Origin of the sequence: Methylobacterium sp. J-072, assembly GCF_022829425.1 — a bacterium.
In the GTDB taxonomy this organism is placed as follows: Bacteria; Pseudomonadota; Alphaproteobacteria; order Rhizobiales; family Beijerinckiaceae; genus Methylobacterium.
Window position 1 is genome coordinate 37285 of record NZ_JAKSYK010000174.1, and the last position, 25077, is coordinate 62361.

A 25077-nucleotide genomic window follows, 5' to 3' on the forward strand; every position below is an offset into this window, starting at 1 on the left:
TCACCCGTGTCCGAAGACGCCGACCACACCCGAGACGCGGCAGCCGAGGCGCAGATCTCGGAGCATGACGTACAGGCCCAAGAGGCATTGGCCGAAGAGGCATCGGTGCACGCGGCGCCGGCTCACGACGCGGTGCACTACGCCGTGTCCGAGCAGGATGCCGCCGCGCTCGAGGCCGCCGCCCGGGCGCTGCACCCGGACATGCGCGCCGCCCGCGCCAAGGCGTTCGTGCGCAGCATGTTCCGGCTCGCCATCGAGCGCTCGCACATGCGCGTCGCCCTGGTCGGGCTGGTCTTCGTCGCGGTGTTCGGGACGATCTCGGCCAAGCTCCTGATGATGGCCGTGTTCGGCGATCCGCCCAGCCAGGAGCACCGGGTCGCGGCCGCCTCCTCGACGGCGTTCCGCCCCGACATCGTCGACCGCAACGGCGAGATCCTGGCCACCGACATCCGCACCGTTTCGGTCTTCGCCGAGCCCGGCAACATCTACGACAAGGACGAGGCGGTCGAGCTGCTCACGGCCGTCCTGCCGGAACTCAACGCCTCGGAGCTGCGGGCCAAGCTGTCCTCGCGCAAGGACAAGAAGGGCGCCGGCTTCGTCTGGGTGAAGCGCGAGCTGACCCCGAAGCAGCAGGCCGAGGTCCACCGGCTCGGCATCCCCGGCATCGGCTTCCTGCCCGACCACAAGCGGGTCTACCCGAACGGCACCGCCGCCGCCCACATCCTCGGCGCGACCAACCTCGACGGCGTCGGCATCGCCGGCATGGAGAAGTACATCGATTCCACCGGCCTGCAGGCGCTCAACAGCTTCGGGCTGGTCAACAAGCAGGCCGACCTGAAGCCGGTGCAGCTCTCCATCGACCTGCGCGCCCAGTTCGCGGTGCGCGACGAACTGGCCTGGGGCATCGACCACTTCAAGGCGAAGGCCGGCGCCTCGATGATCCTCGACGTGAAGACTGGCGAGGTCATCGCCCTGGTCTCGATGCCGGACTTCGACCCGAACGACCCGAAGGACGCGCTCTCGCCCGACCGGATCAACCGCATGAATGTCGGCGTCTACGAGATGGGCTCGACCTTCAAGGCGATGACGCTGGCCATGGCGCTCGATTCCGGCAAGTACAACGTCAACTCGACCTTCGACACCCGCGGCGGCGTGCTGAATTGGGGCCGGCAGAAGATCCACGAGTATCACGGCACCAACCGGCTCATCACCATGCCGGAGGTGTTCACCCACTCCTCCAACATCGGCTCGGCCAAGATGGCTCTGGGCGTGGGCGTACCCGGCCACAAGGCGTTCCTGAAGAAGATGGGCCTGCTCGACCGGCTGCGGACCGAGCTGCCCGAGAGCGCGGCCCCGATCGTCCCGTCCCGCTGGAGCGAGATCAACACCATCACCATCGCGTTCGGCCACGGCATCGCGGTAGCGCCGATCCAGGCGGCCGCCGCGGTGGCGGCGATCGCCAATGGCGGCGACCTGATCACCCCGACCTTCCTGAAGGCAGCCCCCGACGACAAGGCGCGCGCCACGCACGTGCTCTCCGGCCAGACCTCCGAGGCGATGCGCTACATCATGCGCCTCAACGCCGCCGAGGGCTCGGCCAAGAAGGCGGCGGTCCCGTACTACTTCGTCGGCGGCAAGACCGGCACCGCCGAGAAGGTGATCGGCGGGCGCTACATCCACAACCGCTTGTTCACCACCTTCATGGCGGCGGCGCCGATGAACGACCCCAAGTACCTGTTCGTGACGATCATGGACGAGCCGCAGGGCCTGCCGGAATCGGGCGGCTACGCCACCGCGGCGTGGAACTCCGGCGTCGTCACCGGCAAGGTGATCGAGCGGGTCGCGCCGATCCTCGGCCTGCCGCCGCAATTCGAGCCGCCGGTCCGGCCGTTCCCCCAAATGGTCAAGCTCAACGCCTACCACGTCAACCAGCTGGGCGGCCCGTGAGCAGCCGCCTCGCCAACCTCTTTCCAGAGGCCGCCGATCCGGCCGCCGACCTGATGGTGTCGGCGCTCACCGCCGACAGCCGGAAGGTCGCGCCGGGCGGCGTGTTCGTCGCCGTGCCGGGCACCCAGGCCGACGGTCGCCTGTTTGCCGCCCAGGCCGCCGGACGCGGCGCCGTCGCAGTGGCCGGGGAGGGGGATCGCCCGGCCGACCTGCCCGAGGCTGTCGCCTGGATCGCGGTTCCGGATGCCCGCCGGGCCTTGGCCCTCGCCGCAGCCCGGCTCGCCGGCGCGCAGCCCGGGGCCGTAGTCGCGGTCACCGGCACGGCTGGAAAAAGCTCGGTCGCCGATTTCGTGCGCCAGATCCTGGCCCGGCTCGGCCGCGACGCCGCGAGCCTCGGCACCGTCGGGATCGTCACCAGCCGTGGCGCGGAATACGGTTCGCTCACGACTCCCGACCCGGTGACGCTGCACCAGACCCTGGCGCGCCTCGCCCGGGAGGGGGTGACCGAGCTTGCCATGGAGGCGTCTTCCCACGGGATCGAGCAGCGCCGCCTCGACGGCGTGCGGCTGACCGCGGCGGGCTTCACCAATCTCGGCCGTGACCACCTCGACTACCATGCGAGCATCGAGGAATATCTCGCGGCCAAGCTGCGCCTGTTCACGGAGTTGCTGCCGGAAGGCTGCCCGGTGATCGTGAACGCCGACGGCGCCTATGCGGATCAGGTGATCGCGGCAGCCGAAGGCGCCGGGCGGCCGGTTCGCACGGTCGGGCGCGCGGGAACGGAGATCCGCCTCGTCTCGGCGAAGACCGAGGGCTTCGCCCAGGCCGTCACGCTCCTGCATTCGGGCGTGACCCGGACGGTGCGTCTTCCGCTGGTCGGCGATTTCCAGGTCGCGAACGCTCTGGTGGCGGCCGGCCTGGCGCTCGCGACACCGGCCGGTGCCGCCGAGCCGGCGGGCGTGTTCGCGGCCCTCGACCATCTCACCGGCGTGCCGGGCCGGATGGAGCGGGTCGGCGAGGCGCGGGGCGGCCTGTGCCTGGTCGATTACGCGCACAAGCCGGAGGCGCTGGAGAGCGTGCTGACCGCCCTGCGGCCGTTCGCGTCCGGCCGGCTCGTGGTCGTGTTCGGCTGCGGCGGCGACCGCGACCGGGGCAAGCGACCGCTCATGGGGGCGATCGCCGCGCGGCTGGCCGATGTCGCGATCGTCACCGACGACAACCCGCGCACCGAGGATCCTTCGACGATACGCCGGGCGATCCTCGAAGCCGCTCCAGCGGCTGAGGAAATCGGCGACCGAGCGGCCGCAATTCACGAAGCGGTGCGCCGCCTCGGACCCGGCGACGTGCTGGTGGTGGCCGGCAAAGGCCATGAAACCGGCCAGATCGTGGGAGATCGCACCCTGCCGTTCTCGGACCACGAGGTCCTGCGTGCTGCGATCGCCGAGGCCGCACGCTGATGGCGCGGCCGGATGGGGACCGGGGGCTGACCATGACCGCACTCTGGACCCGCGACGCACTCGAAGCCGCCACCGGCGGGCGCCTGATCGGCGCGGACCGCCCGGTCACGGGCGCCTCGATCGACACTCGCACGATCGAGGCGGGCGACCTGTTCTTCGCCATACGGGGCGAGGCCCGCGACGGCCACGATTTCGTCGCCGACGCGCTGGGGCGCGGGGCCGGCGCTGCGGTGGTGAGCGAGGCCCGCGCCGGCGATCTGTCGGCACACGGGCCCCTGCTGGCGGTCCCGGAACTGGGCGCCGACCCGGTCCTGACCGCCATGACGCGTCTCGGCGAAGCCGCAAGGGCGCGCACCGACGCCCAGATCGTGGCGGTGACCGGCTCGGTCGGCAAGACCGGGACCAAGGAGGCCCTGCGCCACGTCCTCGCCGCGCAGGGCGAGACCCATGCCTCGGCGGCCTCCTACAACAACCATTGGGGCGTGCCCCTGACGCTCGCCCGGATGCCGCAAGCCACCCGCTACGGCGTGTTCGAGATCGGCATGAACCACCCGGCCGAGATCGTGCCGCTCACCGCCCAGGTCCGCCCCGACATCGCGCTGATCACCACGGTCGAGCCGGTGCATATCGAGCATTTCGCCTCGGTCTCGGCGATCGCCGACGCCAAGGGCGAGATCTTTTCCGGCCTCGAGCCCGGTGGCGTCGCGATCATCAACCGCGACAGCGCGCATTTCGAGCGCCTTCTCGCCCATGCGCGGGCCTCGCGCGCCGGCCGGGTCATCAGCTTCGGCGAGCATCCGGAGGCCGACGTGAGGGCGCAAAAAATCGTGCTGCGCCCCGACCTGTCGGTGGTCGACGCCGTGGTGATGGGCCAGCCCGTCACCTACAAGCTCGGCACCGCCGGGCGGCACGCAGCCCTGAACTCCCTCGGCGTGATGGCCGTCATCCACGCGCTGGGTGCCGATCTCGCCGAGGCGGCCCTGTCGCTGGCCGGATTGAGTCCGCCGGTCGGGCGCGGCGAGCGCACCGCGCTCGAGATCGAAGGCGGCACCGCCTACCTGGTCGACGAGAGCTACAACGCCAACCCGGCCTCGGTCCGGGCCGCGATCGCGACGCTCGCCGGCATCGAGACCGGCCCGCGCGGCCGCCGCATCGCGGTGCTGGGCGACATGCTGGAACTCGGCGCGGCCTCCGCCGACCTGCATCGCGGCCTCGCAGAGGCGATCGAGGCCGCCCGGATCGATCTGGTCTTCGCCTCCGGGCCGCTGATGCGCAACCTGTTCGAGGCGCTGCCGGTGAGCCGCCGCGGCGGCGTCGCCGACACCGCCGCCGACCTGATCGAGCCGCTGACCCGCAACCTCCGGTCCGGCGACGCCGTGATGGTCAAGGGATCGAACGGCAGCCGCATGGGGCGGATTGTCGATGTGCTGAAAGCCCGCTACGCGATCGACCCGGCGCGGCGCGGAACGGCCGCCGCCCCGTGATCCGCCTCATGATCGGCACGCCCGAGCGTTCGCGACGATCGGTGCCGCCCCCTGAAACCCGCGCCTGAACAAAGGGGCCGAGCGCCCGGATGCTGTATCTTCTCTCGGAACTGAGCGGCACGTTCTCGCCGCTCAACGTCTTCCGCTACATCACCTTCCGCACTGGCGGCGCGCTGTTCACGGCGGGCCTGTTCGTGTTCTGGTTCGGGCCGTGGATCATCTCCCTGCTGCGCCTGCGCCAGGGCAAGGGCCAGCCGATCCGCGAGGACGGGCCGCAGACCCATCTGCTGACCAAGCGCGGCACGCCGACCATGGGCGGGCTGATGATCCTGGCGGGCGCCGTCGTGGCGATCCTGCTCTGGGCCAACCCGCGCAATCACTACGTCTGGGTGACCCTGACCGTCACCCTCGGCTTCGGGGCGATCGGCTTCTACGACGACTACCTCAAGGTGACGAAGCAGTCGCACAAGGGCTTTTCCGGCAAGTTCCGGCTGTCGCTGGAAGCGATGATCGCCATCGCGGCCTGCACGATCATCTCGGTCTACTCGCCCGCCGCGCTCCAGAACCAGCTCGCCTTCCCGGTCTTCAAGGACGCGCTGCTGAACCTCGGCTGGTTCTACGCCCTGTTCGGGGCCTTCGTGATCGTCGGCGCCGGCAATTCCGTGAACATGACCGACGGCCTCGACGGCCTGGCGATCGTGCCGGTGATGATCGCCTGCGGCACCTTCGGGATCATCGCGTATCTCGTCGGCAACTCGTTCACCGCGAGCTACCTCCAGGTGAACTACGTCCGCGACAGCGGCGAACTCGCCGTGGTCTGCGGCGCGGTGATCGGGGCGGGCCTCGGCTTCCTGTGGTTCAACGCGCCGCCGGCGCAGATCTTCATGGGCGACACCGGCTCCCTGGCGCTGGGCGGCCTGCTCGGCACCATCGCGGTGGCGACCAAGCACGAGATCGTCCTGGCGATCGTCGGCGGCTTGTTCGTGCTGGAGATGATGTCGGTGATCATCCAGGTCGCCTCGTTCAAGCTCACCGGCAAGCGCGTCTTCCGGATGGCGCCGATCCACCACCATTTCGAGCAGAAGGGCTGGAAGGAGCCGCAGGTCGTGATCCGGTTCTGGATCATCGCGGTGATCCTGGCGCTCGCGGGCCTGGCGACCCTGAAGCTGCGCTGAGAAACTGTGCTAACCTCCCGGCCGAGATGGTTGATCCCACTCAGGCCCTCATCCTGAGGCGCAGCCGCGCAGCGGATGCCTCGAAGGAGCCCTCCAGCCGGCCGCGCGATCCCTGGAGGGCTCCTTCGAGGCTGCTGCGCAGCACCTCAGGATGAGGGGATTGAGTGGGATTGGCGGCGTTCCCACGTTGAATTGAGTTTCGCATGACACCCGTCACCGTCTTCGCGGGCCAAAAGGTCGCCCTGTTCGGGCTCGGCGGCTCGGGGCTGGCCACGGCCAATGCGCTGAAGGCCGGGGGCGCCGAGGTCTTTGCCTGGGACGACAACGCCGAGAGCGTCGCACGTGCACAGGATGCGGGGATCGGCACGCAGGATCTGCGCGAAGCCGACTGGTCCGGCGTCATCGCCCTGGTGCTCAGCCCCGGCGTACCCCTGACCCATCCGGAGCCGCACTGGACCGTCCGGCTGGCCCGCGAGGCCGGGATCGAGATCATCGGCGATATCGAGCTGTTCTGCCGGGAGCGCCGGGCGCGGGCCCCCGAGGCGCCGTTCGTGGCGATCACCGGCACCAACGGCAAGTCGACCACCACGGCGCTGATCGCCCACGTGCTGGCCCAGGCCGGGCGCGACGTGCAGATGGGCGGCAATATCGGCACCGCGATCCTGTCGCTGGAGCCGCCGGATGCCGGCCGCGTCCACGTGATCGAGATGTCGTCGTTCCAGATCGACCTGACCCCCAGCCTCGACCCCACGGTCGGCGTGCTGATGAACATCACGCCGGACCATCTCGACCGCCACGGCACGATGGAGCAATACGCCGCCATCAAGGAGCGCCTGATCTCCGGATCGGGCCTCGCGGTGGTCGGCATCGACGACGGCCCGAGCCGGGCCATCGCCGACCGGCGCACGGGCGACCTCGTGCGCGTCCACGTGCCGACCGGCGAGGTGCTCTGCACCGACGCCCTGACGGTGCGCGACGGCATCGTCCGCGATCCCGACGGCACGGCCTTGGCCGACGTTAACGGCATCGGCTCGCTGCGCGGTGCCCACAATTGGCAGAACGCCGCCGTGGCGGTGGCGGTCGCCCGGGCGCTCGGCCTGACTGGCGAGGCGATCCAGGCCGGCCTCTCGTCCTTTCCGGGCCTGCCGCACCGGATGGAGGAGGTCGGGCGCCGCGGCGCCGTGCTGTTCGTCAACGATTCCAAGGCGACCAACGCGGATTCCACCGAGAAGGCGCTCACGGCTTTCCGGGACATCCACTGGATCCTCGGCGGCAAGGCCAAGGAAGGCGGGATCTTCCCGCTGGTGCCGTATTTCCAGCGGGTCGCCCATGCCTACCTGATCGGTGCAGCCTCGGACGCCTTCGCGGCGACGCTCGAAGGCGTCGTACCCTATACCCGGTGCGAGACCCTGGAAATCGCGGTCCCCAAGGCCGCCGAGAACGCCGCCGCCTCGGGTGCCCCGGAGCCGGTGGTGCTGCTCTCGCCGGCCTGCGCCTCCTACGACCAGTTCCGCAATTTCGAGATTCGCGGCGACCGGTTCCGGGAGCTGGTGCAGGCGCTGCCCTGAGGGCGTCGATCGTCCGGGTTTCAAAAGGTCGAGACCTTTTGCGGGTCCAGGGCAGAGCCCTGGTGTCGGGCTTCGCCCGATGCATCAGGGGCTCTGCCCCCGAACCCCGCCAAAGGGCTGAGCCCTTTGGGATCCCAGTACCAGCCCGTCAGCGCGCGAGAACCTTGGCGGCGTCCCGGGTGGTGGCGACCGCCTGCGAGACATCGGCGACGGCCTGGGCAATCGCCCCGATATTGCCGGTGATCGCCGAGACCGCGCCGGCGGCGCTCTGCATGCTTTCGGCGAGGTCGCGGGTCACCGCGCTCTGCTCCTCGATCGCCGCCGCGGTGGAGACCACGGTCTCGCGCATCACCGTGACCGAGGTCCCGATCGAGCCCAAAGCCACCACGACCTCCTGCGAGACCTGCTGAACGCTGGCGATCTCGCTGTTGATCTGCCCGGTGGCGCGGGCCGCCTGGTCGGCGAGCGCCTTCACCTCGCTGGCCACCACCGCGAAGCCGCGGCCGGCCGCGCCGGCACGCGCGGCCTCGATGGTGGCGTTGAGCGCCAGCAGGTTGATCTGCCCGGCGATGCTCTGGATCAGGCCGACGATGCTGGACATCGCGGCGGCGCTGTCGGCGAGCCGCTTGGTGTGGCCGTCCGCCTCCTGCACGCAGGCATAGGCGGTATCGGTAGCGCCCTGGGAGCGGACGATGCTCTGGGACATCTCGGCGACGGAGGCGGCGAGTTCCTCGGCGGCCGCCGCCACGGTCTGGACGTTGCCGGAGGTCGAATCCGCGGCCGTCCCGGCGAGGCGGGCGGCGTCAGTGGAATGCAGGACCGCGTGTTCGATCGCGCCGAAATTGCTGTCGATCAGCGTCCGAAGGTCGGCCAGCAGGCGGACCTGCTCGGTGATGTCGGTGGCGAACTTCACCACCTTGTAGGGCCGGCCGGCGGCGTCGAGGATCGGGTTGTAGGACGCCTGGATCCAGACCTCGCGCCCGTCCTTGCCGAGGCGGCGGAACTGGGCGGCCTGATAGGTGCCGTTCCGGAGCGCGGCCCAGAACGCCCGGTAGGCCTCGCTGTCCCGGTAGCCGGGCTCGACGAACAGGCTGTGGTGCTGCCCGACCACCGCGTCGCGGCCGTAGCCCATCACGGCGAGGAAATTGTCGTTGGCCTCGATCACCATGCCGTCGAGGTCGAAGGCGATCACCGCCTGCACCTTGTGGATCGCCGCGATCTGGCCGGCGCGGTCGGCCTCCTCGGTGCGCTGCCGGGTGATGTCGGTGGCGAACTTCACCACCTTGTAGGGCCGCCCCCGGGCATCGAGCATCGGGTTGTAGGAGGCCTGGATCCAGATCGGGCGGCCGCCGCGGCCGACCCGCCGGAACTGGCCCGACTCGAACGCGCCGGCGCGCAGGCGCTCCCAGAAGGCCTGGTAGTCCGGCGAGTCCCGGTAGCTCGGCTCGACGAACAGGCTGTGATGCTGTCCGACCACCTCCGGCAGGGTGTAGCCGACCGCATCGAGGAAATTGCCGTTCGCCGACAGGATACGCCCATCGAGATCGAACTCGATCATCCCCTGGACGCGGTCGAGGGCAGCCAGCTTGGCCTGCGCTTCACGGACCTTCAGAGCAGCGAACATGGCGGGTCGGCTTCTGCTGTGCGGATCGGGCCTGGCAAAGCGGGACGTTCGACGGGCCGCTTACCGATCCTGGAGGGAATGCATCTCAGGGTTGCACTGCGGGAATTAACATTCGATGACCTCAGCCAAAGTACAGCTTTGGCGAATACGGTAGTTCTTGCCGCGTGCCGGGGCCGCCGGATCGCGGGCCTCGGCCGGCCATAAGGCTCCGTTTACCATTCCGCCACAGGATCCGGCCCGACCCACGCGGACCGGACTCCGCGCGGCCTGGAGTTCGGTGCCCGGCATGATCTCTCGCGCGGAACGCACACCGCTGACCGACTGGTGGTGGACGGTGGACCGCGGGCTGCTCGCGGCGCTGTTCGCGCTGATGGTGGCCGGCCTGGTCTTCCTGATGGGCGGCGGCCCGCCGGTCGCCGAGCGCATCGGCCTGCCGACCTTCTACTTCCTCAACCGGCAGGCCCTGTACCTGGCGCCGACCATCCTGCTGATCTGCGCGGTCTCGTTCCTGTCCCTGCGCGGGGTCCGGCGGCTGGCGCTGGTCACCTGGATCTGCGGCGTCGCGCTCTGCCTGCTGGCCGGCAAGTTCGGCCCGGAGATCAAGGGCGCGCATCGCTGGATCCAGTTCGGGCCGATCGGCCTGCAGCCGTCGGAATTCGTCAAACCGGCCTTCGTGGTGGTCGCCGCCTGGGCGTTCTCGGAGGGCGCGCAGCGCCGCGACATGCCGGGCGGATTCCTGGCGATGCTGCTCCTGCCGGTCACCATCGTGCCGCTGCTGCTGCAGCCGGATTTCGGCCAGACCATGCTGATCACCATGGTGTGGTGCGCGCTGTTCTTCGTCGCCGGCCTGCACCTGATCTGGGTGGCGCTGCTCGGCGTGCTGGGCCTCGGCGGCGTGTTCGCGGCCTACCTGTTCTTCCACCACGTCCGCGAGCGCTTCAACAAGTTCCTCGATCGCGATTCCGGCGGCGGCTTCCAGGATTTCTGGTCGCGGGAATCGTTCCGCTCGGGCGGCTGGTTCGGCACCGGCCCGGGCGAGGGGGTGGCCAAGCGGCACCTTCCGGACGCACATACCGACTTCATCTTCTCCGTCACCGGCGAGGAGTTCGGCGTGATCGTCTGCCTCTGCCTCGTAGGCCTGTTCGCCTTCATCGTGCTGCGCGGCCTCAAGCTGGCGCGGCGCACCGACGACACCTTCTCGCGCCTCGCGATCACCGGCCTCACCACCCTGTTCGGGCTCCAGGCCTGCATCAACATGGCGGTGAACACCCAGCTGATGCCGGCCAAGGGCATGACCCTGCCGTTCGTCTCCTTCGGCGGCTCGTCGATGATCTCGCTGGCGCTGGGCACCGGCTTCCTGGTCGCCTTGACCCGCAAGCGCCCGCGCACCGTCCTGCTCAGTCAGAAGCCGCCCGGCACCGCGTCGGCGACCGTCGCCGGGGTGATGCGGTGACGGTCTTCACCCCCACGATCCTGCTCTGCGCGGGCGGCACCGGCGGCCACCTGTTCCCGGCCGAGAGCCTCGCCCATGCGCTGCGCGCCCGGGGGATCCGGGTCGCGCTCGCCACCGACGCAAGGGTCGACGCGATTGCGAGCGAGTTCCCGGCCTCCGAGGTGATCACGATCGCCTCGGCGACGCCCTCGGGCCGCTCGCCGCTGAAACGGGCGAGCGCCGTGCTGACGCTCGGACGCGGCTTCGGCGTCGCCGCCAAGGAGATCCGGCGGATCAACCCGGCCGCGATCGTCGGCTTCGGCGGGTACCCGACCGTGCCGCCGGTGCTCGCCGGCCAGATCCTGCGGGTGCCGACGGTGCTGCACGAGCAGAACGCCGTGATGGGCCGAGCCAACGCCTTCCTGGCGCGCGGCGCGCGCACCATCGCCACCGGCTTCAAGGAGGTCCGGGGCGTGCCCGACAAAGCGCGCGCGCCGCGCATCCATACCGGCAACCCGCTCCGCCCGGCCGTGATCGAGGCGGCCAAGATCCCGTATCCGACGCTTGGCGACGGCGACGCCCTGCACCTCCTTGTGTTCGGCGGCAGCCAGGGCGCCCGGGTCATGGGTGAGGTCGTGCCCGAGGCGATCGAGCGCCTGCCCGCTCCTTTGCGCGCCCGCCTGCACCTCGTCCAGCAGGTCCGGCCCGAGGACCTGACCGCGGTGCAGAACCGCTACCTCGCCCTCGGGCTCGCCGGGCTCGAGGCGGCGCCGTTCTTCAAGGACCTGCCGGCCCGCATGGCCGCGAGCCACCTCGTGGTCTCGCGTTCGGGCGCTTCGACGGTCTCGGAACTCGCCGCGATCGGCCGGCCCTCGATCCTGGTGCCGCTGCCCGGCTCCCTCGATCAGGACCAGGCTGCCAACGCCGCGACCCTCGAGGCGATCGGCGCGGCGCTGGCCCTGAAGCAGACCGCGTTCACGCCGGATCGCCTCGCGGCCGAGCTGGTGGCGTGCTTCGAGACGCCGGCAAAATTGACCGCGGCGGCCGATGCGGCCAGAAGCGCCGGCATTCACGATGCCGCCGAGCGGCTGGCCGAGGTCGTCATCCAGACGGCCAGCCGCTTCTAGCACTGGGGTTTCCAAAGGGCTCAGCCCTTTGGCGGGGTGTCGCGGCGAAGCCCCGACGGCAGGGCGCTGCCCTGTCCCCGCAAAAGGTCGCGGACCTTTTGAAACCATGACGTTACGGAAGGCACGAAACAGATGAAGCTGCCCGACAAGCTCGGCCCCATCCACTTCATCGGCATCGGCGGCATCGGCATGTCCGGCATCGCCGAGGTGATGAGCAACCTCGGCTACACGGTCCAGGGCTCCGACGCCTCGGACAACGCCAATGTCCGCCGGCTGGCCGAGAAAGGGATCCGCACCTTCGTCGGCCACCAGGCCGAGAACGTCGACGCGGCCGCCCTGGTGGTGGTCTCGACCGCGATCCGCCGGGACAACCCGGAGCTTCAAGCCGCCCGCGAGCGTCGCCTGCCGGTGGTCCGCCGCGCCGAGATGCTGGCCGAGCTGATGCGCTTCAAGTCCTGCGTCGCCATCGCGGGCACCCACGGCAAGACCACGACGACCTCGCTCGTCGCGACCCTGCTCGATGCCGGCAGCCTCGACCCGACCGTGATCAACGGCGGCATCATCAACGCCTACGGCACCAACGCCCGCATGGGCGAGGGCGACTGGATGGTGGTGGAGGCCGACGAATCCGACGGCACCTTCCTCAAGCTGCCGGCCGACGTCGCCATCGTCACCAACATCGACCCCGAGCATCTCGACCATTTCGGCTCGTTCGAGGCGGTGAAGGACGCGTTCCGGCGCTTCATCGACAACATCCCGTTCTACGGCTTCGCGGTGATGTGCACCGACCACCCGGTGGTGCAGGACATGGTCGGGCATATCGAGGACCGACGGATCATCACCTACGGCGAGAACCCCCAGGCCGACGTGCGCCTGCTCGACGTGGACCTGAAGGGCGGCCAGAGCCGCTTCCGCGTGATGATCCGCGACCGGCGCCCGGGCTTCCGCATGGAGATGGAAGACCTGGTCCTGCCGATGCCCGGCAAGCACAACGCGCTCAACGCCACCGCGGCTTTGGCTGTGGCGAACGAGCTCGGCGTCTCGCACGACGCGATCCGGCGGGCGCTCGCCGGGTTCGGCGGGGTCAAGCGCCGCTTCACCCGCACCGGCGAGTGGAACGGCGCCGCCATCTTCGACGATTACGGACACCATCCGGTGGAGATCAAGGCGGTGCTCAAGGCCGCCCGCGCTTCGACCGACGGCAACGTCATCGCGGTGGTGCAGCCACACCGCTACACCCGGCTGGCCTCGCTGTTCGACGATTTCTGCACCTGCTTCAACGACGCCGACACGGTGATCGTCGCCCCGGTCTACACGGCCGGCGAGGCGCCGATCGAAGGGATCGACCGCGACGCCCTGGTCTCCGGCCTGCGCTCCCGCGGCCACCGCGACGCCCGCCCCCTCGACCGGCCGGAGGAGCTGGCCGGGATCATCGCCGAACTCGCCAAGCCCAGCGACTACGTCGTGTGCCTGGGCGCCGGCACGATCACCCAGTGGGCCTATGCGCTCCCGGGCGAACTCGCCGCGCGGGGGAAATGAGGGGGATGGGCGTCGCTCAGACTGATTCCGGCACGAGGTCTTCGACGGCGACGTCGAGCACCCGTGCGAGCCGTTCGTAGACGGCAGGATCGGCCGTGCCCGCGCCCGTCTCCAGATCGGTGAGTTGCACCTCGGGCACCGCGCCGTCGCGTGCCAGCGCGGCGACCGTCATCCCCCGCCGGGCGCGCCAGAACGCCAGGGGGCTCGGGGCCGCGCGCAACGCATCGAGATCGGACTCGTCGAGGAGTTCTTCGTCGCCGGCGTTCAGGCGGCTCTGCGACTCATCGATGACGCGGGTGTCGAGCGTGTCCTCCGCCAGTTCGCGCAGCCGCTCGAACTCCGCCTCCGGCAGGATCACGATGGCCTCGCCGGCGGGCGTCCGGGTTCTGACGATGGTCACGGGCAGCATCCTAGCCGTAGATCGAGCCGCGCGGGCCGACGGCGTGGACAATGATCCGATCCGCCTCGATCGTGAAGACCGCGCGCCAATCTCCCACCCGCAATCGGTACCGGTCGCCCGCGCCCTTGAGAGCCTTCACATTATTGGCGAGGCTCGCAGGATCCTGCGCGTAGAGACGGAGCTTCTGACGGATCAGGTCTTCGGTCGCCTTCGGCATCCGAGTCAGGCTGCGGGCTGCCGCACGGGTAAAGACCAGGCTTCTGCCAGTATCCCTGCCCATCCCGCCCTGATTCCCTCAAGCGAGCCGGTTGATCCGGTCCAAAGCTTAGCATGACCGCATCGCTCCACGACCGAATCCGCGCCGCCGCGCCGGCCCTGCGCGGGCGCCTGCTCGCCGACCAGCCGCTGGCCGACCTCACCTGGTTCCGGGTCGGCGGCCCGGCCGAAGTTCTGTTCACCCCGGCCGACGAGGAGGATCTCGCGCTCCTGCTCGCCGTCCTGGAGCCCGACGTGCCGGTGACGGTGATCGGCCTCGGCTCGAACCTGATCGTCCGCGACGGCGGGGTGCCGGGCGTGGTGATCCGCCTCGGCGGCAAGGCGTTCGGCGGCATCGCGATCGATGGCGACACCCTGCAGGTCGGCACCGCCGTGCCGGATATGCGCCTCGCGAAGGCAGCGGCCGAGGCCGGGCTCGACGGGCTCGCCTTCTATCGGGGTATCCCGGGCTCCATCGGCGGCGCCCTGCGGATGAACGCCGGCGCCCACGGTGGCGAGACCACGGATGTGCTGGTCGAGGCCCACGGCATCGACCGGACCGGCGCGCTGCGCCGCTTCAGCCACGCCGCGATGGGCTTTTCCTACCGCCATTCCGATGCGCCCGAGGACGTGATCTTCACGCGCGCCCTGTTCCGCGGAAAGCCCGGCGACCGCGCCGCGATCGAGGCCGAGATGGAGCGCGTCACCGCCGCCCGCGAGGCCGCGCAGCCGATCCGCGAGCGCACCGGCGGCTCGACTTTCGCCAACCCGGAGGGGGGCAAGGCCTGGCAGTTGATCGACGCCGCTGGCTGCCGGGGCCTGACCCGGGGCGGCGCCCAGGTCTCGCCGATGCACTGCAACTTCCTGATCAACACCGGCGGCGCCACCGCCGCCGACATCGAGGGGCTGGGCGAGGAGGTCCGGCGCCGAGTTCGGGAGACCAGCGGGGTCGCGCTGCGCTGGGAGATCCGGCGGATCGGCGTGGATCCGACGATGGTAAGCCGGTAAGCTGTAAGTCGCGCCGGAGGGGCCTATGCGATGCCGGAAAAAATCGCGCGCACCGCCTATTCGAAAATTTCCGTGAAGAGCCAGACCGTGCTGCCCGCCGAGGTGCGCGAGCGTCTCGCCATCGGCCCGGGCGATCGACTGCGCTACCGGATCACGCCGGACGGCATCCAGATCGACAAGGCTCCGCCGGAAGGGGAGGATCCGTTCGTGGCGTTCACGGAATGGGGCGGCCCCATCGACGACGAAGACTATGCCGACCTCTGACGTCTCCGATTTCCCAGCCGCCTCCGTCGTGGTCGTGCCGTTCCCCTATTCGGACCGGCTGGCCGAGAAGCGGCGTCCCGCCCTCGTCGTCTCCGGCACTGCGGTCGCAGAGGCCGGCTATGTGTGGATCGCGATGATCACGAGCGCCCGAAACGCCGGCATGGCCGGCGACATTCCGATCGCTGAGCTTGGAGCGGCCGGTCTCGGCGTCGCCTCCGTGGTCCGTCCGCTGAAGATCGCCTGCATCGAACCCAACCGGATCCTCCGCCGCCTCGGCGCCTTGCATCCCGACGCGGCGGCGGCGGTCTATGCCGCGATCCATGGCATGGTCGGCCACGCGTGACCCGATCCTCGACCCAGCTTTCCCCGGAGCCCACCATGTCCAAGCACGTCGCCGTCCTCCTGGGCGGCACCTCCGCCGAGCGCGAGGTCTCGCTCAGTTCCGGCGCGGCCTGCGCCGCGGCGCTCGAAGGGGAGGGGTACCGGGTGACCCGGGTCGATGTCGGCCCGGATATCGCCTCCGTGCTCACGGAGCTGCGGCCGGACGTGGCCTTCAACGCCCTGCACGGCCCGGACGGCGAGGACGGCACGATCCAGGGCCTCTTGGAGATCCTGAAGATCCCCTACACCCATTCGGGCGTGCTCGCCTCGGCGCTCGCCATGAACAAGGAGCGGGCGAAGACCGTGATGCACGCCGCGGGGGTCGACGTGCCGGCGGGCCGGATCGTTAACCGCTTCGAGGCCGCAAAAAACCACCCGCTGCCGCCGCCCTACGTGGTCAAGCCGATCGCCGAAGGCTCCTCGGTTGGGGTCATCATCGTGCGCGACGGCCGGTCGCACCCGCCTCAGATCCTGGCCTCGGAAGAGTGGAAGTTCGGCGAGCAAGTCCTTGCAGAACCTTACATAGCCGGTCGCGAGCTCACCTGCGGGGTGATGGGCGACAAGGCCCTCGGGGTGATCGAGGTGAAGGCCTCCACGGGGGAGTGGTACGACTACGACGCGAAGTACGCCCCGGGGGGCTCGGTGCACGTGCTGCCGGCCGAACTTAAACCAAATGTTTACCAGCGTGTCCAAGAACTGTCGTTAACGGCGCATCAAGCACTGGGCTGCCGGGGCGTCAGCCGTGCCGACCTTCGCTACGACGACACACCGGGTGGAACCGGTCTGCTCGTGGTTCTGGAGGTCAACACGCAACCCGGCATGACCCAGACGAGCCTTGTGCCTGAGATGGCGGCCCATGCGGGCCTGGGTTTCGGTGAGCTCGTCCGATGGATGGTGGAGGACGCTTCTCTGAATCGCTGAGCGGCGGTGACGCTGCCGGTCGCAGCCTTCCTGCGCGCCTCCTCGGCGCCGCGCTGGATCGGCTCACCGGACGCGCTCCCGCCCGCTCCCTCTCGGTGCGCCGGTCCCGCAAGGGCCAGCAGCTGACCGGGCGCCTGCCGCGAGGCGTCGGCACTGTCGGCGTCGCCGTGTCCCTCGCCGCCGTGGCGCTCGCCGGCTTCGTGGCGAGCGGACGCTACGAGGCCTTCGTGACCGAGCAGGGCCGGCCCCTCGACATCGCCGCGCGGGTCCTCGGCTTCGGCGTCGAGCGCGTGACCATCTCGGGCATCTCGCGGATGTACGAGCGTGAGGTGTTGGCTGCCGCCGGGATCGACTGGCGCTCGTCCGTTCCGTTCCTGGACGTCGTCGCGGTGCGCGAGAAGCTGCTCGCCGTGCCGCTGATCGCCCAGGCCTCGGTCCGCAAGATCTACCCCAACGAGATCGCGATCACCCAGGTCGAGCGCGAGCCCGCCGCCCTCTGGCAGAAGAACGGCGAGATCAACGTGATCGCCGCCGACGGCACCGTGATCGACGCCATGCGGGACGACCGCTACGCCAGCCTGCCCCTGGTCGTCGGCGACGACGCCAACAACAAGCTTCCGGAATATCTCGCCCTGATCGCCGCCGCCGGGCCGCTCTCCGAGCGGATCAAGGCCGGGACCTACGTCTCCGGCCGCCGCTGGACGCTCAAGCTCGACGGTGTCGACGTGCGGCTGCCCGAGATCGACCCCGCCGCGGCGCTCGCGCGCCTCGTCCGGTTCGAGCGCGAGGCCGGCCTGCTCGAGAAGGACATCATCGCGGTGGACCTGCGCATGCCCGACCGCCTGGTGGTGCGCCTGACCGAGGAGGCCGCCGCCGCCCGCGCGGAAGCCCAGAAGGCGAAGAAGAAGGGCGCGGCCAGCTGATGCCCTTCACCGCGATCTCCGCCCGTCCCGCCTTCTGCGTCCGGTAGTGTCAATGCACAGCCAACACGGCCTCACGCCGCGACTGAAGCCGCTCTCGGCCCGACGCTCGACCACCCTCTCGGTGCTCGACATCGGTACCAGCAAGGTCGTCTGCCTCATCGCCGAGCTGCAGCCCGCCGAGGCGCTCTCGACCCTGCGCGGCCGGACGCACCTCGCCCGCATCATCGGCATCGGCCACCAGCGCTCCCTGGGGCTGAAAGGCGGGGCGATCGTCGATCTCGCCGCCGCCGAGGGCGCGATCCGCCAGGCGGTGCACGCTGCCGAGCGGATGGCGAAGGTCGAGGTCCAGTCGGTCATCGTCAACATGTCCGGCGGCCGGCTCGCCTCGCAGCATTTCCAAGCCCGGGTGAACGTCCGCTCCGGCACCGTCACCGGCAGCGATGTCGAGCGGGTGCTGGAGACGGCGAGTGCCCACGGCGTCAGCCCCGGCCGGGCCGTGCTGCACGCGCTCCCCACCGGCTACGCGCTGGACGGCCAGGGCGCGGTCATCGATCCGTCGGGGATGATCGGCGAGGCCCTCGGGGTCGATCTGCACGTCGTCACCAGCGAGCTCGCCGCCGCCCGCAACGTCATGCTGGCGGTGGAGCATTGCCACCTCGGGGTCGAGGCGGTGATCGCCACGCCCTACGCCGCCGGGCTCTCGGCCCTGGTCGACGACGAGGCCGAGATGGGCGTGTGCGTCGTCGACATGGGCGGCGGCACGACCAGCGTCGGGGTGTTCTCGGGCGGCCACCTCGTCCACGTGGACGCGGTCGCGGTCGGCGGCCATCACGTCACCATGGACATCGCCCGGGGCCTCTCGACCCGCATGGCCGCGGCCGAGCGGCTGAAGACCCTCTACGGCTCGGCCCTCTCCACCCCGTCCGACGAGCGCGACATGATCGCCGTGCACGGGGTCGGCGAGGACGAGGGCGAGGCCCCGGCCCACATCCCGCGCTCGCAGCTGGTGCGGATCATCAAGCCGCGGGTCGAGGAGGTGGTCGAGCTGGTCCGCGACCGTCTGCGCGATGCCGGCTTCGCCGCCCAGGCCGGGCGGCGGGTTGTCCTGACGGGCGGCGCCAGCCAGCTCGTGGGCCTGCCCGAGGTCGCCCGGCGCATCCTCCAGGGTCAGGTCCGGATCGGCCGCCCCCTGGGAATCCGGGGCCTGCCCGAGGCGGCCAAGGGACCGGCCTTCTCGGCCGCCGTCGGCCTGCTGGTCTACCCGCAGGTGGCGCATGCCGAGCACTTCGAGCCGCGGGGGCACGGCGCCTTCGCGGCCACGGGATCGGACCGGTACATCAACCGGGTCGGCCGCTGGCTCCGAGAGAGCTTCTAGGGTTTCACCCCCGCCCTCACGGGCGGGGGATCGAAAAAATATCGGCGCCGCAGCGCCGGACGGAAAGCAGAGTAAGCGAGAGGCTCGACACCATGGCCATTACCCTCCAGGCGCCGGACATCCGGGAACTCAAGCCCCGCATCACCGTCTTCGGTGTCGGCGGCGCAGGCGGCAACGCAGTCAACAACATGATCGAGTCGGGCCTGCTCGGCTGCGAGTTCGTGGTCGCCAACACCGACGCGCAGGCGCTCACCTCCTCGAAGGCGGAGCGGGTGATCCAGATGGGCCTGGGCGTCACCCAGGGTCTGGGCGCCGGCTCCCACCCGGAGGTCGGCTCCGCCGCCGCCGACGAGGTGATCGACGAGATCCGCGACCAGCTCTCGGGCGCCCACATGTGCTTCATCACCGCCGGCATGGGCGGCGGCACCGGCACCGGCGCCGCGCCGGTCATCGCCCGCACCGCCCGCGACATGGGCATCCTGACGGTCGGCGTCGTGACCAAGCCGTTCCAGTTCGAGGGCGTGCGCCGGATGCGCACCGCCGAGTCCGGCATCCAGGAGCTGCAGGCCGCGGTCGACACCCTGATCGTGATCCCGAACCAGAACCTGTTCCGGGTCGCCAACGAGAAGACCACCTTCGCCGACGCCTTCGCGATGGCCGACCAGGTGCTCTACTCGGGCGTCGCCTGCATCACCGACCTGATGGTGAAGGAGGGTCTCATCAACCTCGACTTCGCCGACGTCCGGGCGATCATGCGCGGCATGGGCAAGGCCATGATGGGCACCGGCGAGGCGTCGGGCGAGAAGCGCGCCAACCGCGCCGCCGAGGCCGCCATCGCCAACCCGCTCCTCGACGACGTCTCCATGAAGGGCGCCCGCGGCCTGCTGATCTCGATCACCGGCGGCTCGGACCTGACCCTGTACGAGCTCGACGAGGCCGCCACCCGCATCCGCGAGGAGGTCGATCAGGACGCCAACATCATCCTGGGCGCCACCTTCGACGAGAGCCTCGACGGCATCATCCGCGTCTCGGTGGTCGCCACCGGCATCGAGCCGCTGCTGATCTCGGCCAACGCGACCAACAACCCGGTCATCGCCGAGACCGAGCAGCGCATCGCCGAGGTCGCCGAGCGGCTGCGCGCGGAGGCCCGCGCCCGCGCGTCCTCGCCGGTTCCGAGCATCCGCACGGACTCGGTGGCCCAGGCCCCCGCACAGAACCCGGCGCCGGCCGCCCCGCAGCCGGCCCCCGAGGCCCGGACCGAGACCCGGTTCGAGGCCCCCGCGCCGGTCGCTCGTGACGAGGTCCTGCTCGCCCCGGCCCAGCCGCGCGCCGCCGCGCCGTTCGTCCCGGCTCCCGCCCCGCAGCAGGCCGAGCCCGCGCCGCAGTTCCAGGCCGGCCCGTTCGTGCCGCCGCGTCCGGCAGCCCCGGCCGCCGCGCCGCTCGCCCGCGCCCCGCGGATGCCGCAGATCCACGAGCTGCCGCCGATCGCCCAGAACCAGATCCTGGCGAACCGGGCGGCCGAGGAAGCGGCACCCGAGTCCAAGCGGACCTCGCTGCTGCGCCGTCTCGCCACCGTCGGCTTCGGCGGCCGGCGCGACGAGATGGAGGGCGTGCCCGCCCCGCGGGCCGCGGCCCCGGTCGCGCCGCAGCCGCACATGGCGCAGCCCCAACTGGCCCAGCCGCAGCACCTGGCTCAGCCGCATGTGCCGCCGGCCCCGCGCGCTCCGCTTCCGCAGGCGCCGCAATACCGGCCGGCCCAGGGCGGCCTCGACGCCCAGGGCCGCATCGCGCCGCAGTCGCGGATGATGGACGACGACCAGCTCGAGATCCCGGCCTTCCTGCGCCGCCAGGCGAACTGAACGGCCTCGATCACCGACGAGACGTGGAGCCGGCGGGAAACCGCCGGCTCTTCGCGCTGCAGCGATACAACCTTTGATTGTCGATCTGGAGGACGGGAGTCACAGCACGGTTAACGTTTGTGACGCTATCCCCCGCTGCGTGATGCAGCCGTGCCACAGAATGGCCGTCGGTTAGCCACGCATTAACCAAGCTTTAAGCCTTTGTGCCGTCAGGTTTTTAGCGGCTCCAAGCAACAAGCGTGTCTGTAACAGAGCGTAAGAATCCGTGATTTGGCTGCCCTGTGCGGTGCAGCTATAGACACTCGCAGACCAATGAGACGCGCTGCAGGACACAACCTGATAGCGCGATAGGGGCTTCAAGCAGCGGACGGATCGGACAGTTTCCTCACCATCCCCGGTTCGGGATGGCGGGACCTGATCGCGGCCGGGGGCTAATGAATGCGAACGCATAAACAGACGACCCTGAAGGGGCCGGTGACGCTCTCGGGTGTAGGGGTCCATTCCGGGAACCCGGCCGAGATCACCATCCGGCCCGCGCCAGCCAATCACGGCATCGCGTTTCTTCGCACCAGCACCACCCACGGCAACGACCGCCTGATCAAGGCCCACCACGCCCTCGTCTCCGCCACCGAACTCTGCACCGTTATCGGTGACGTCGAGACCGGTGCCGTCGCCACCATCGAGCATCTGATGTCGGCCCTCTACGGATTGGGCGTCGACAACGCCCTGGTCGAGATCGACGGGCCTGAGATGCCGATCCTCGACGGGTCCGCCCTCCAATTCGTTCAAGCCATCGACTCGGTCGGGATCGCCTCCTGCGGCACGCCGCGCCGCTGGCTGAAGGTCCTGCGCCACGTCCGCATCGAGACCGGCCGCGCCTTCGCCGAGCTGCGCCCGATCGATCGGGGCTTCCGCCTCGACGTGGAGATCGATTTCGACAGCCCGGTGATCGGCCGCTCGCGCAAGGCGATGGACCTGTCGCCCGCCACCTATCGCCGCGAGATCGCCGGCGCCCGCACCTTCGGCATGATGAAGGACGTGGAGCGCTACTGGAAAGCCGGCTTCGCGCTGGGCGCCTCGCTGGAGAACACCGTCGCGGTCGGCGAGACCGCCGTGGTCAACCCCGAGGGCCTGCGCTTCCCGGACGAGTTCGTCCGCCACAAGATCCTCGACGCGGTCGGCGACCTCGCGCTGGCCGGCCTGCCGATCCAGGGGGCCTACCGCTCCTATTGCGGCGGCCACCGGATGAATGTGGGCGTGCTCTCCGCCCTGTTCGCCGACCGATCCAACTACGCCATCGTCGAGGCGCAAGGCTCGCGCCGCGAGACCGTGCTCTCGGAACTCGGCGTCGGCCTCGGCATCGCCGCCTTCGCCGGCGAGCTCTGATCCCGACCTGTCACCCGCGGGACACAGCCGGCAACTGATCCAGGCTGCCGCAGCCTTGCCGCTTTCGTGCCCGAATCAAACGTCACGGTTTAATGGTCCGTGAATGACGGGCACGGCCCGGTCGGGCCGGATCCACTCACGCGATGGCACGACGGCGCGGGACGTGCGCCGGTTCCGGGAAAGAGCGCCAGATGCCTGTCACCATTCGTCATCGCCGGGCGGCGGCCTTCATGGCGCCCCTCGTGGCCGTTCTCGGCCTGGGCCTCGGCGGCTGCGACTTCGACCCGACCAGCCTCTTCGCCGAGAAGTACAAACCCGAAGTCGTGCCGGATGTCCCGGCGGACAAGCTCTACAGCGAGGGCTTGGCCAAGCTGGAGGACAGCGACTACGAGGGCGCTGTCAAGAAGTTCGACAACCTCGACAAGCAGTACCAGTATTCCGAGTGGTCTCGGAAGGCGTTGCTGATGACGGCCTACGCCAATTACGAAGGCCAGAAATACGACGAGGCGATCAGCGCCGCGAAGCGGTACCTGCAGCGGCACCCGGCCAGCAAGGACGCGGCCTACGCGCAGTACCTGATGGCGATGTCGAACTATAAGCAGATCCCGGACGTGACCCGCGACCAGGACCGGTCCGAGAAGGCGCTGGTCGCTCTGCAGGAGCTGGTCCAGAAGTACCCGACCTCCGAGTACTCGGCCGACGCCCGCTCCAAGATCCAGATCACCCGCGACCAGCTCGCCGGCAAGGAGATGGAGGTCGGCCGCTTCTACCTGGAGCGGCGCAACTTCCCGGCCGCGATCAACCGGTTCCGCGACGTCGTCGCCAAGTACCAGACCACCCGCCACGCCGAAGAGGCGCTGGAGCGCCTGACCGAGGCGTACTGGGCGCTCGGCATCACCCAGGAGGCGCAGAACTCCGCGGCCGTGCTGGGGCACAACTTCCCCGACAGCCCCTGGTACAAGGACGCGCACGCGCTCCTGGCCACGGGCGGCGTCGAGCCCCGCGAGGAGAAGTCCTCGTTCCTCTCCAAAATCTACCGGACCGTGACCGGCAAGACCGCCTCGGCCGAGTGACCGAACCGGCGGGCCGCGGCCTGCCCCATCAAGCCCCAAGGCCCGGAGCCGCCGCTCCGGGCCTTTCTCGTCCGCGCAGCCCCGCGTCACCGGAGATGCGCCGCAACGCATTTTTGGGGTGAATCCGCGCCGCAGCGGCCTTATGTCTGCGGTCCCATCCTCAGGAATCCCGTCGCCGCATGCTGGCGCAGCTCGCGATCCGCGACATCGTTCTGATCGACAGGCTCGAACTGAATTTCCGGACGGGGCTGAGTGTCCTGACCGGAGAGACGGGCGCGGGTAAATCGATCCTGCTCGACGCCTTCGCCCTGGCCCTGGGCGGTCGCGGCGACGGTCGGCTCGTGCGCCACGGCGAGCCACAGGGCGGCGTCACCGCGGTGTTCGATCTGCCCCTGGATCACCCGGCACGCGCGATCGCGGCCGAGGCCGAGATCGACACCGAGGGCGACCTGATCCTGCGCCGGACCCAGATGGCCGACGGCCGCACTCGCGCCTTCGTCAACGACCAGCCGGTGGGCGTGCAGGTCCTGCGGGCGATCGGCGCGGCGCTCGTGGAGATCCACGGGCAGCACGACGACCGGGCCTTGGCCGACCCGGCCTCGCACCGGGCGATCCTCGACGCCTTCGGGGGCCTGCAGACCCAGCTGACCAAGGTCGCGGCGGCGGCGAAGGCCGTGCGCGCGGCGCGTGCCGAACTCGCCGAGCACCGCGCCCGCATCGATGCGGCCCGCAAGGAGGCCGACTTCCTGCGCCACGCCGTGGAGGAGCTCGCCACCCTGGCGCCGCAGCCCGGCGAGGAGGCCCAGCTCGCCGAGCGCCGCAGCGTCATGCAACAATCCGAAAAGGTCGCCCGCGAGCTGAACGAGGCCCTGGACGCGGTCGGCGGACCGCATTCGGGGATGCCGCACCTTTCGGCCGCCCTGCGAAAGCTCGAGCGCCGGGCCGGTCAGCTCCCGGCCCTGATCGATCCCTGCGTCAACGCCCTCGACGCCGCCATGGTCGCCCTCGACGAGGCACGCGCGGTGCTGGACGCCGCCGTCTCCGAGACCGAGTTCGACCCCCGCGACCTGGAGCGCGCGGAGGAGCGGCTGTTCGCGCTGCGCGCCGCTTCCCGCAAATACGATGTCCCGGCCGACGAGCTGGCCGCCCTGGCCGAGCGCTATGCCGGCGAGGTTGCGACCCTCGATGCCGGGGAGGCCGCCCTTGAAGGTCTGGAACAGGCCCGCGCCAAGGCCGAAGCCGCCTATGCCGAGGCGGCGGAAAAACTCAGCGCCGGCCGCCGCCGGGCGGCCAAGCAGCTCGACGCCGCCGTGAAGGCCGAGCTGCCGCCGCTGAAGCTGGAGCGTGCCCGCTTCATCACCGAGATCGCCACCGACCCGGAGGCGCGCGATCCGGCCGGCATCGATCGCGTCGAGTTCTGGGCGCAGACCAATCCCGGCACCAAGCCCGGCCCGATGATGAAGGTCGCCTCCGGCGGCGAGTTGTCGCGCTTCATGTTGGCCCTGAAGGTGGTGCTCGCCGACAAGGGCTCAGCTCCGACCCTGATCTTCGACGAGATCGATACCGGCGTCGGCGGCGCGGTGGCCGACGCGATCGGCCTGCGCCTCGCCCGGCTGGCCAGCACCGTGCAGGTGGTGGCGGTGACCCATGCGCCCCAGGTCGCGGCCCGCGCGAGCACACATTTCCTGATCGCCAAGGCCCCCGTGAAGGGCGCCGGCCGCGTCGCCACCCGGGTGGCGAGCCTGCCCGTGGCCGAGCGCCGCGAGGAGATCGCCCGGATGCTGGCGGGCGCCACGGTGACCGACGAGGCCCGGGCGGCGGCGGCCCGGCTGCTCCAGGGCGCGGATGCGTGAACGCACGTCAACCTTAACCGTTGGTT

The 25077-nt window shown here is 70.2% G+C and carries 21 protein-coding genes; 18 read left to right on the plus strand and 3 right to left on the minus strand.

The annotated features are described in order from the left end of the window. Window positions 1–6: 6 nt before the first annotated feature. The 5 genes from MKK67_RS20095 (at window position 7) to murD (ending at window position 7631) form a co-directional block, all read left to right on the plus strand. Complete coding sequence (locus MKK67_RS20095) at window positions 7–1947, plus strand: peptidoglycan D,D-transpeptidase FtsI family protein (RefSeq protein WP_243968693.1); 1941 nt, start codon at window positions 7–9, stop codon at window positions 1945–1947. Further along, complete coding sequence (locus MKK67_RS20100; protein WP_313899030.1) at window positions 1944–3404, plus strand: UDP-N-acetylmuramoyl-L-alanyl-D-glutamate--2,6-diaminopimelate ligase; 1461 nt, start codon at window positions 1944–1946, stop codon at window positions 3402–3404. Before MKK67_RS20095 ends, MKK67_RS20100 begins: the two co-directional genes overlap by 4 nt. Window positions 3405–3436: 32 nt before the next feature. After that, window positions 3437–4888, plus strand: a complete 1452-nt coding sequence (locus tag MKK67_RS20105; protein ID WP_243968975.1) for a UDP-N-acetylmuramoylalanyl-D-glutamyl-2,6-diaminopimelate--D-alanyl-D-alanine ligase — start codon at window positions 3437–3439, stop codon at window positions 4886–4888. Between the two features lie 89 nt (window positions 4889–4977). Then, window positions 4978–6063: a phospho-N-acetylmuramoyl-pentapeptide-transferase gene (gene mraY, locus MKK67_RS20110; RefSeq protein WP_243968696.1), complete on the plus strand. Its 1086-nt coding sequence runs from the start codon at window positions 4978–4980 to the stop codon at window positions 6061–6063. 203 nt (window positions 6064–6266) lie between these two features. Beyond that, on the plus strand, window positions 6267–7631 hold the full coding sequence (gene murD / locus MKK67_RS20115) for a UDP-N-acetylmuramoyl-L-alanine--D-glutamate ligase (protein WP_243968699.1): 1365 nt from the start codon (window positions 6267–6269) through the stop codon (window positions 7629–7631). 148 nt (window positions 7632–7779) lie between these two features. Here the strand turns inward: murD and MKK67_RS20120 are convergent, their stop codons facing one another. Then, on the minus strand, window positions 7780–9255 hold the full coding sequence (locus tag MKK67_RS20120) for a PAS domain-containing methyl-accepting chemotaxis protein (protein WP_243968701.1): 1476 nt from the start codon (window positions 9253–9255) through the stop codon (window positions 7780–7782). A gap of 286 nt (window positions 9256–9541) precedes the next feature. On the opposite strand from MKK67_RS20120, the gene MKK67_RS20125 reads away from it, so the two are divergent. The 3 genes from MKK67_RS20125 (at window position 9542) to murC (ending at window position 13353) form a co-directional block, all read left to right on the plus strand. Continuing rightward, entirely contained in the window at window positions 9542–10708 is a 1167-nt protein-coding gene (locus tag MKK67_RS20125) for an FtsW/RodA/SpoVE family cell cycle protein (protein ID WP_147854205.1), read from the plus strand. Beyond that, complete coding sequence (gene murG, locus MKK67_RS20130; protein ID WP_243968703.1) at window positions 10705–11814, plus strand: undecaprenyldiphospho-muramoylpentapeptide beta-N-acetylglucosaminyltransferase; 1110 nt, start codon at window positions 10705–10707, stop codon at window positions 11812–11814. Before MKK67_RS20125 ends, murG begins: the two co-directional genes overlap by 4 nt. A gap of 132 nt (window positions 11815–11946) precedes the next feature. Then, window positions 11947–13353 carry a UDP-N-acetylmuramate--L-alanine ligase gene (gene murC, locus MKK67_RS20135; RefSeq protein ID WP_243968705.1) on the plus strand — a complete coding sequence of 469 codons (1407 nt, stop codon included), beginning with the start codon at window positions 11947–11949 and terminating at the stop codon, window positions 13351–13353. Window positions 13354–13369: 16 nt separating this feature from the next. On the opposite strand, the gene MKK67_RS20140 is transcribed toward murC, so the two are convergent. Next, on the minus strand, window positions 13370–13753 hold the full coding sequence (locus MKK67_RS20140) for a helix-turn-helix domain-containing protein (RefSeq protein ID WP_243968707.1): 384 nt from the start codon (window positions 13751–13753) through the stop codon (window positions 13370–13372). A gap of 10 nt (window positions 13754–13763) precedes the next feature. After that, entirely contained in the window at window positions 13764–14033 is a 270-nt protein-coding gene (locus tag MKK67_RS20145; protein WP_279601731.1) for a type II toxin-antitoxin system RelE/ParE family toxin, read from the minus strand. 50 nt (window positions 14034–14083) lie between these two features. Here MKK67_RS20145 and murB point away from each other — a divergent pair, with 50 nt between their 5' ends. From murB to recN, 10 genes are all read left to right on the plus strand, one after another. Further along, window positions 14084–15016 carry a UDP-N-acetylmuramate dehydrogenase gene (murB, locus tag MKK67_RS20150; RefSeq protein ID WP_243968712.1) on the plus strand — a complete coding sequence of 311 codons (933 nt, stop codon included), beginning with the start codon at window positions 14084–14086 and terminating at the stop codon, window positions 15014–15016. 30 nt (window positions 15017–15046) lie between these two features. After that, the gene (locus MKK67_RS20155) at window positions 15047–15280 is read left to right on the plus strand and encodes an AbrB/MazE/SpoVT family DNA-binding domain-containing protein (protein WP_243968714.1); all 234 of its coding nucleotides are present in this window, start codon (window positions 15047–15049) and stop codon (window positions 15278–15280) included. Beyond that, complete coding sequence (locus MKK67_RS20160) at window positions 15267–15623, plus strand: type II toxin-antitoxin system PemK/MazF family toxin (protein ID WP_243968716.1); 357 nt, start codon at window positions 15267–15269, stop codon at window positions 15621–15623. Before MKK67_RS20155 ends, MKK67_RS20160 begins: the two co-directional genes overlap by 14 nt. A 35-nt stretch (window positions 15624–15658) precedes the next feature. Then, on the plus strand, window positions 15659–16582 hold the full coding sequence (locus tag MKK67_RS20165) for a D-alanine--D-alanine ligase (protein WP_243968718.1): 924 nt from the start codon (window positions 15659–15661) through the stop codon (window positions 16580–16582). Next, a complete protein-coding gene (locus MKK67_RS20170; protein ID WP_243968720.1) occupies window positions 16549–17505 on the plus strand; it encodes a cell division protein FtsQ/DivIB in 957 nt (318 codons plus the stop codon). The genes MKK67_RS20165 and MKK67_RS20170 overlap by 34 nt, the downstream gene beginning before the upstream one ends. Window positions 17506–17557: 52 nt before the next feature. Next, entirely contained in the window at window positions 17558–18880 is a 1323-nt protein-coding gene (gene ftsA / locus MKK67_RS20175; protein WP_243968722.1) for a cell division protein FtsA, read from the plus strand. Between the two features lie 92 nt (window positions 18881–18972). After that, window positions 18973–20739, plus strand: a complete 1767-nt coding sequence (gene ftsZ, locus MKK67_RS20180) for a cell division protein FtsZ (RefSeq protein ID WP_243968725.1) — start codon at window positions 18973–18975, stop codon at window positions 20737–20739. A 438-nt stretch (window positions 20740–21177) separates the two neighbouring features. Continuing rightward, window positions 21178–22125, plus strand: a complete 948-nt coding sequence (lpxC, locus tag MKK67_RS20185) for a UDP-3-O-acyl-N-acetylglucosamine deacetylase (RefSeq protein ID WP_243968727.1) — start codon at window positions 21178–21180, stop codon at window positions 22123–22125. A 191-nt stretch (window positions 22126–22316) separates the two neighbouring features. Next, the gene (locus MKK67_RS20190; protein WP_243968729.1) at window positions 22317–23198 is read left to right on the plus strand and encodes an outer membrane protein assembly factor BamD; all 882 of its coding nucleotides are present in this window, start codon (window positions 22317–22319) and stop codon (window positions 23196–23198) included. 179 nt (window positions 23199–23377) lie between these two features. Continuing rightward, window positions 23378–25051, plus strand: a complete 1674-nt coding sequence (gene recN / locus MKK67_RS20195) for a DNA repair protein RecN (protein ID WP_243968731.1) — start codon at window positions 23378–23380, stop codon at window positions 25049–25051. Window positions 25052–25077: the final 26 nt, after the last annotated feature.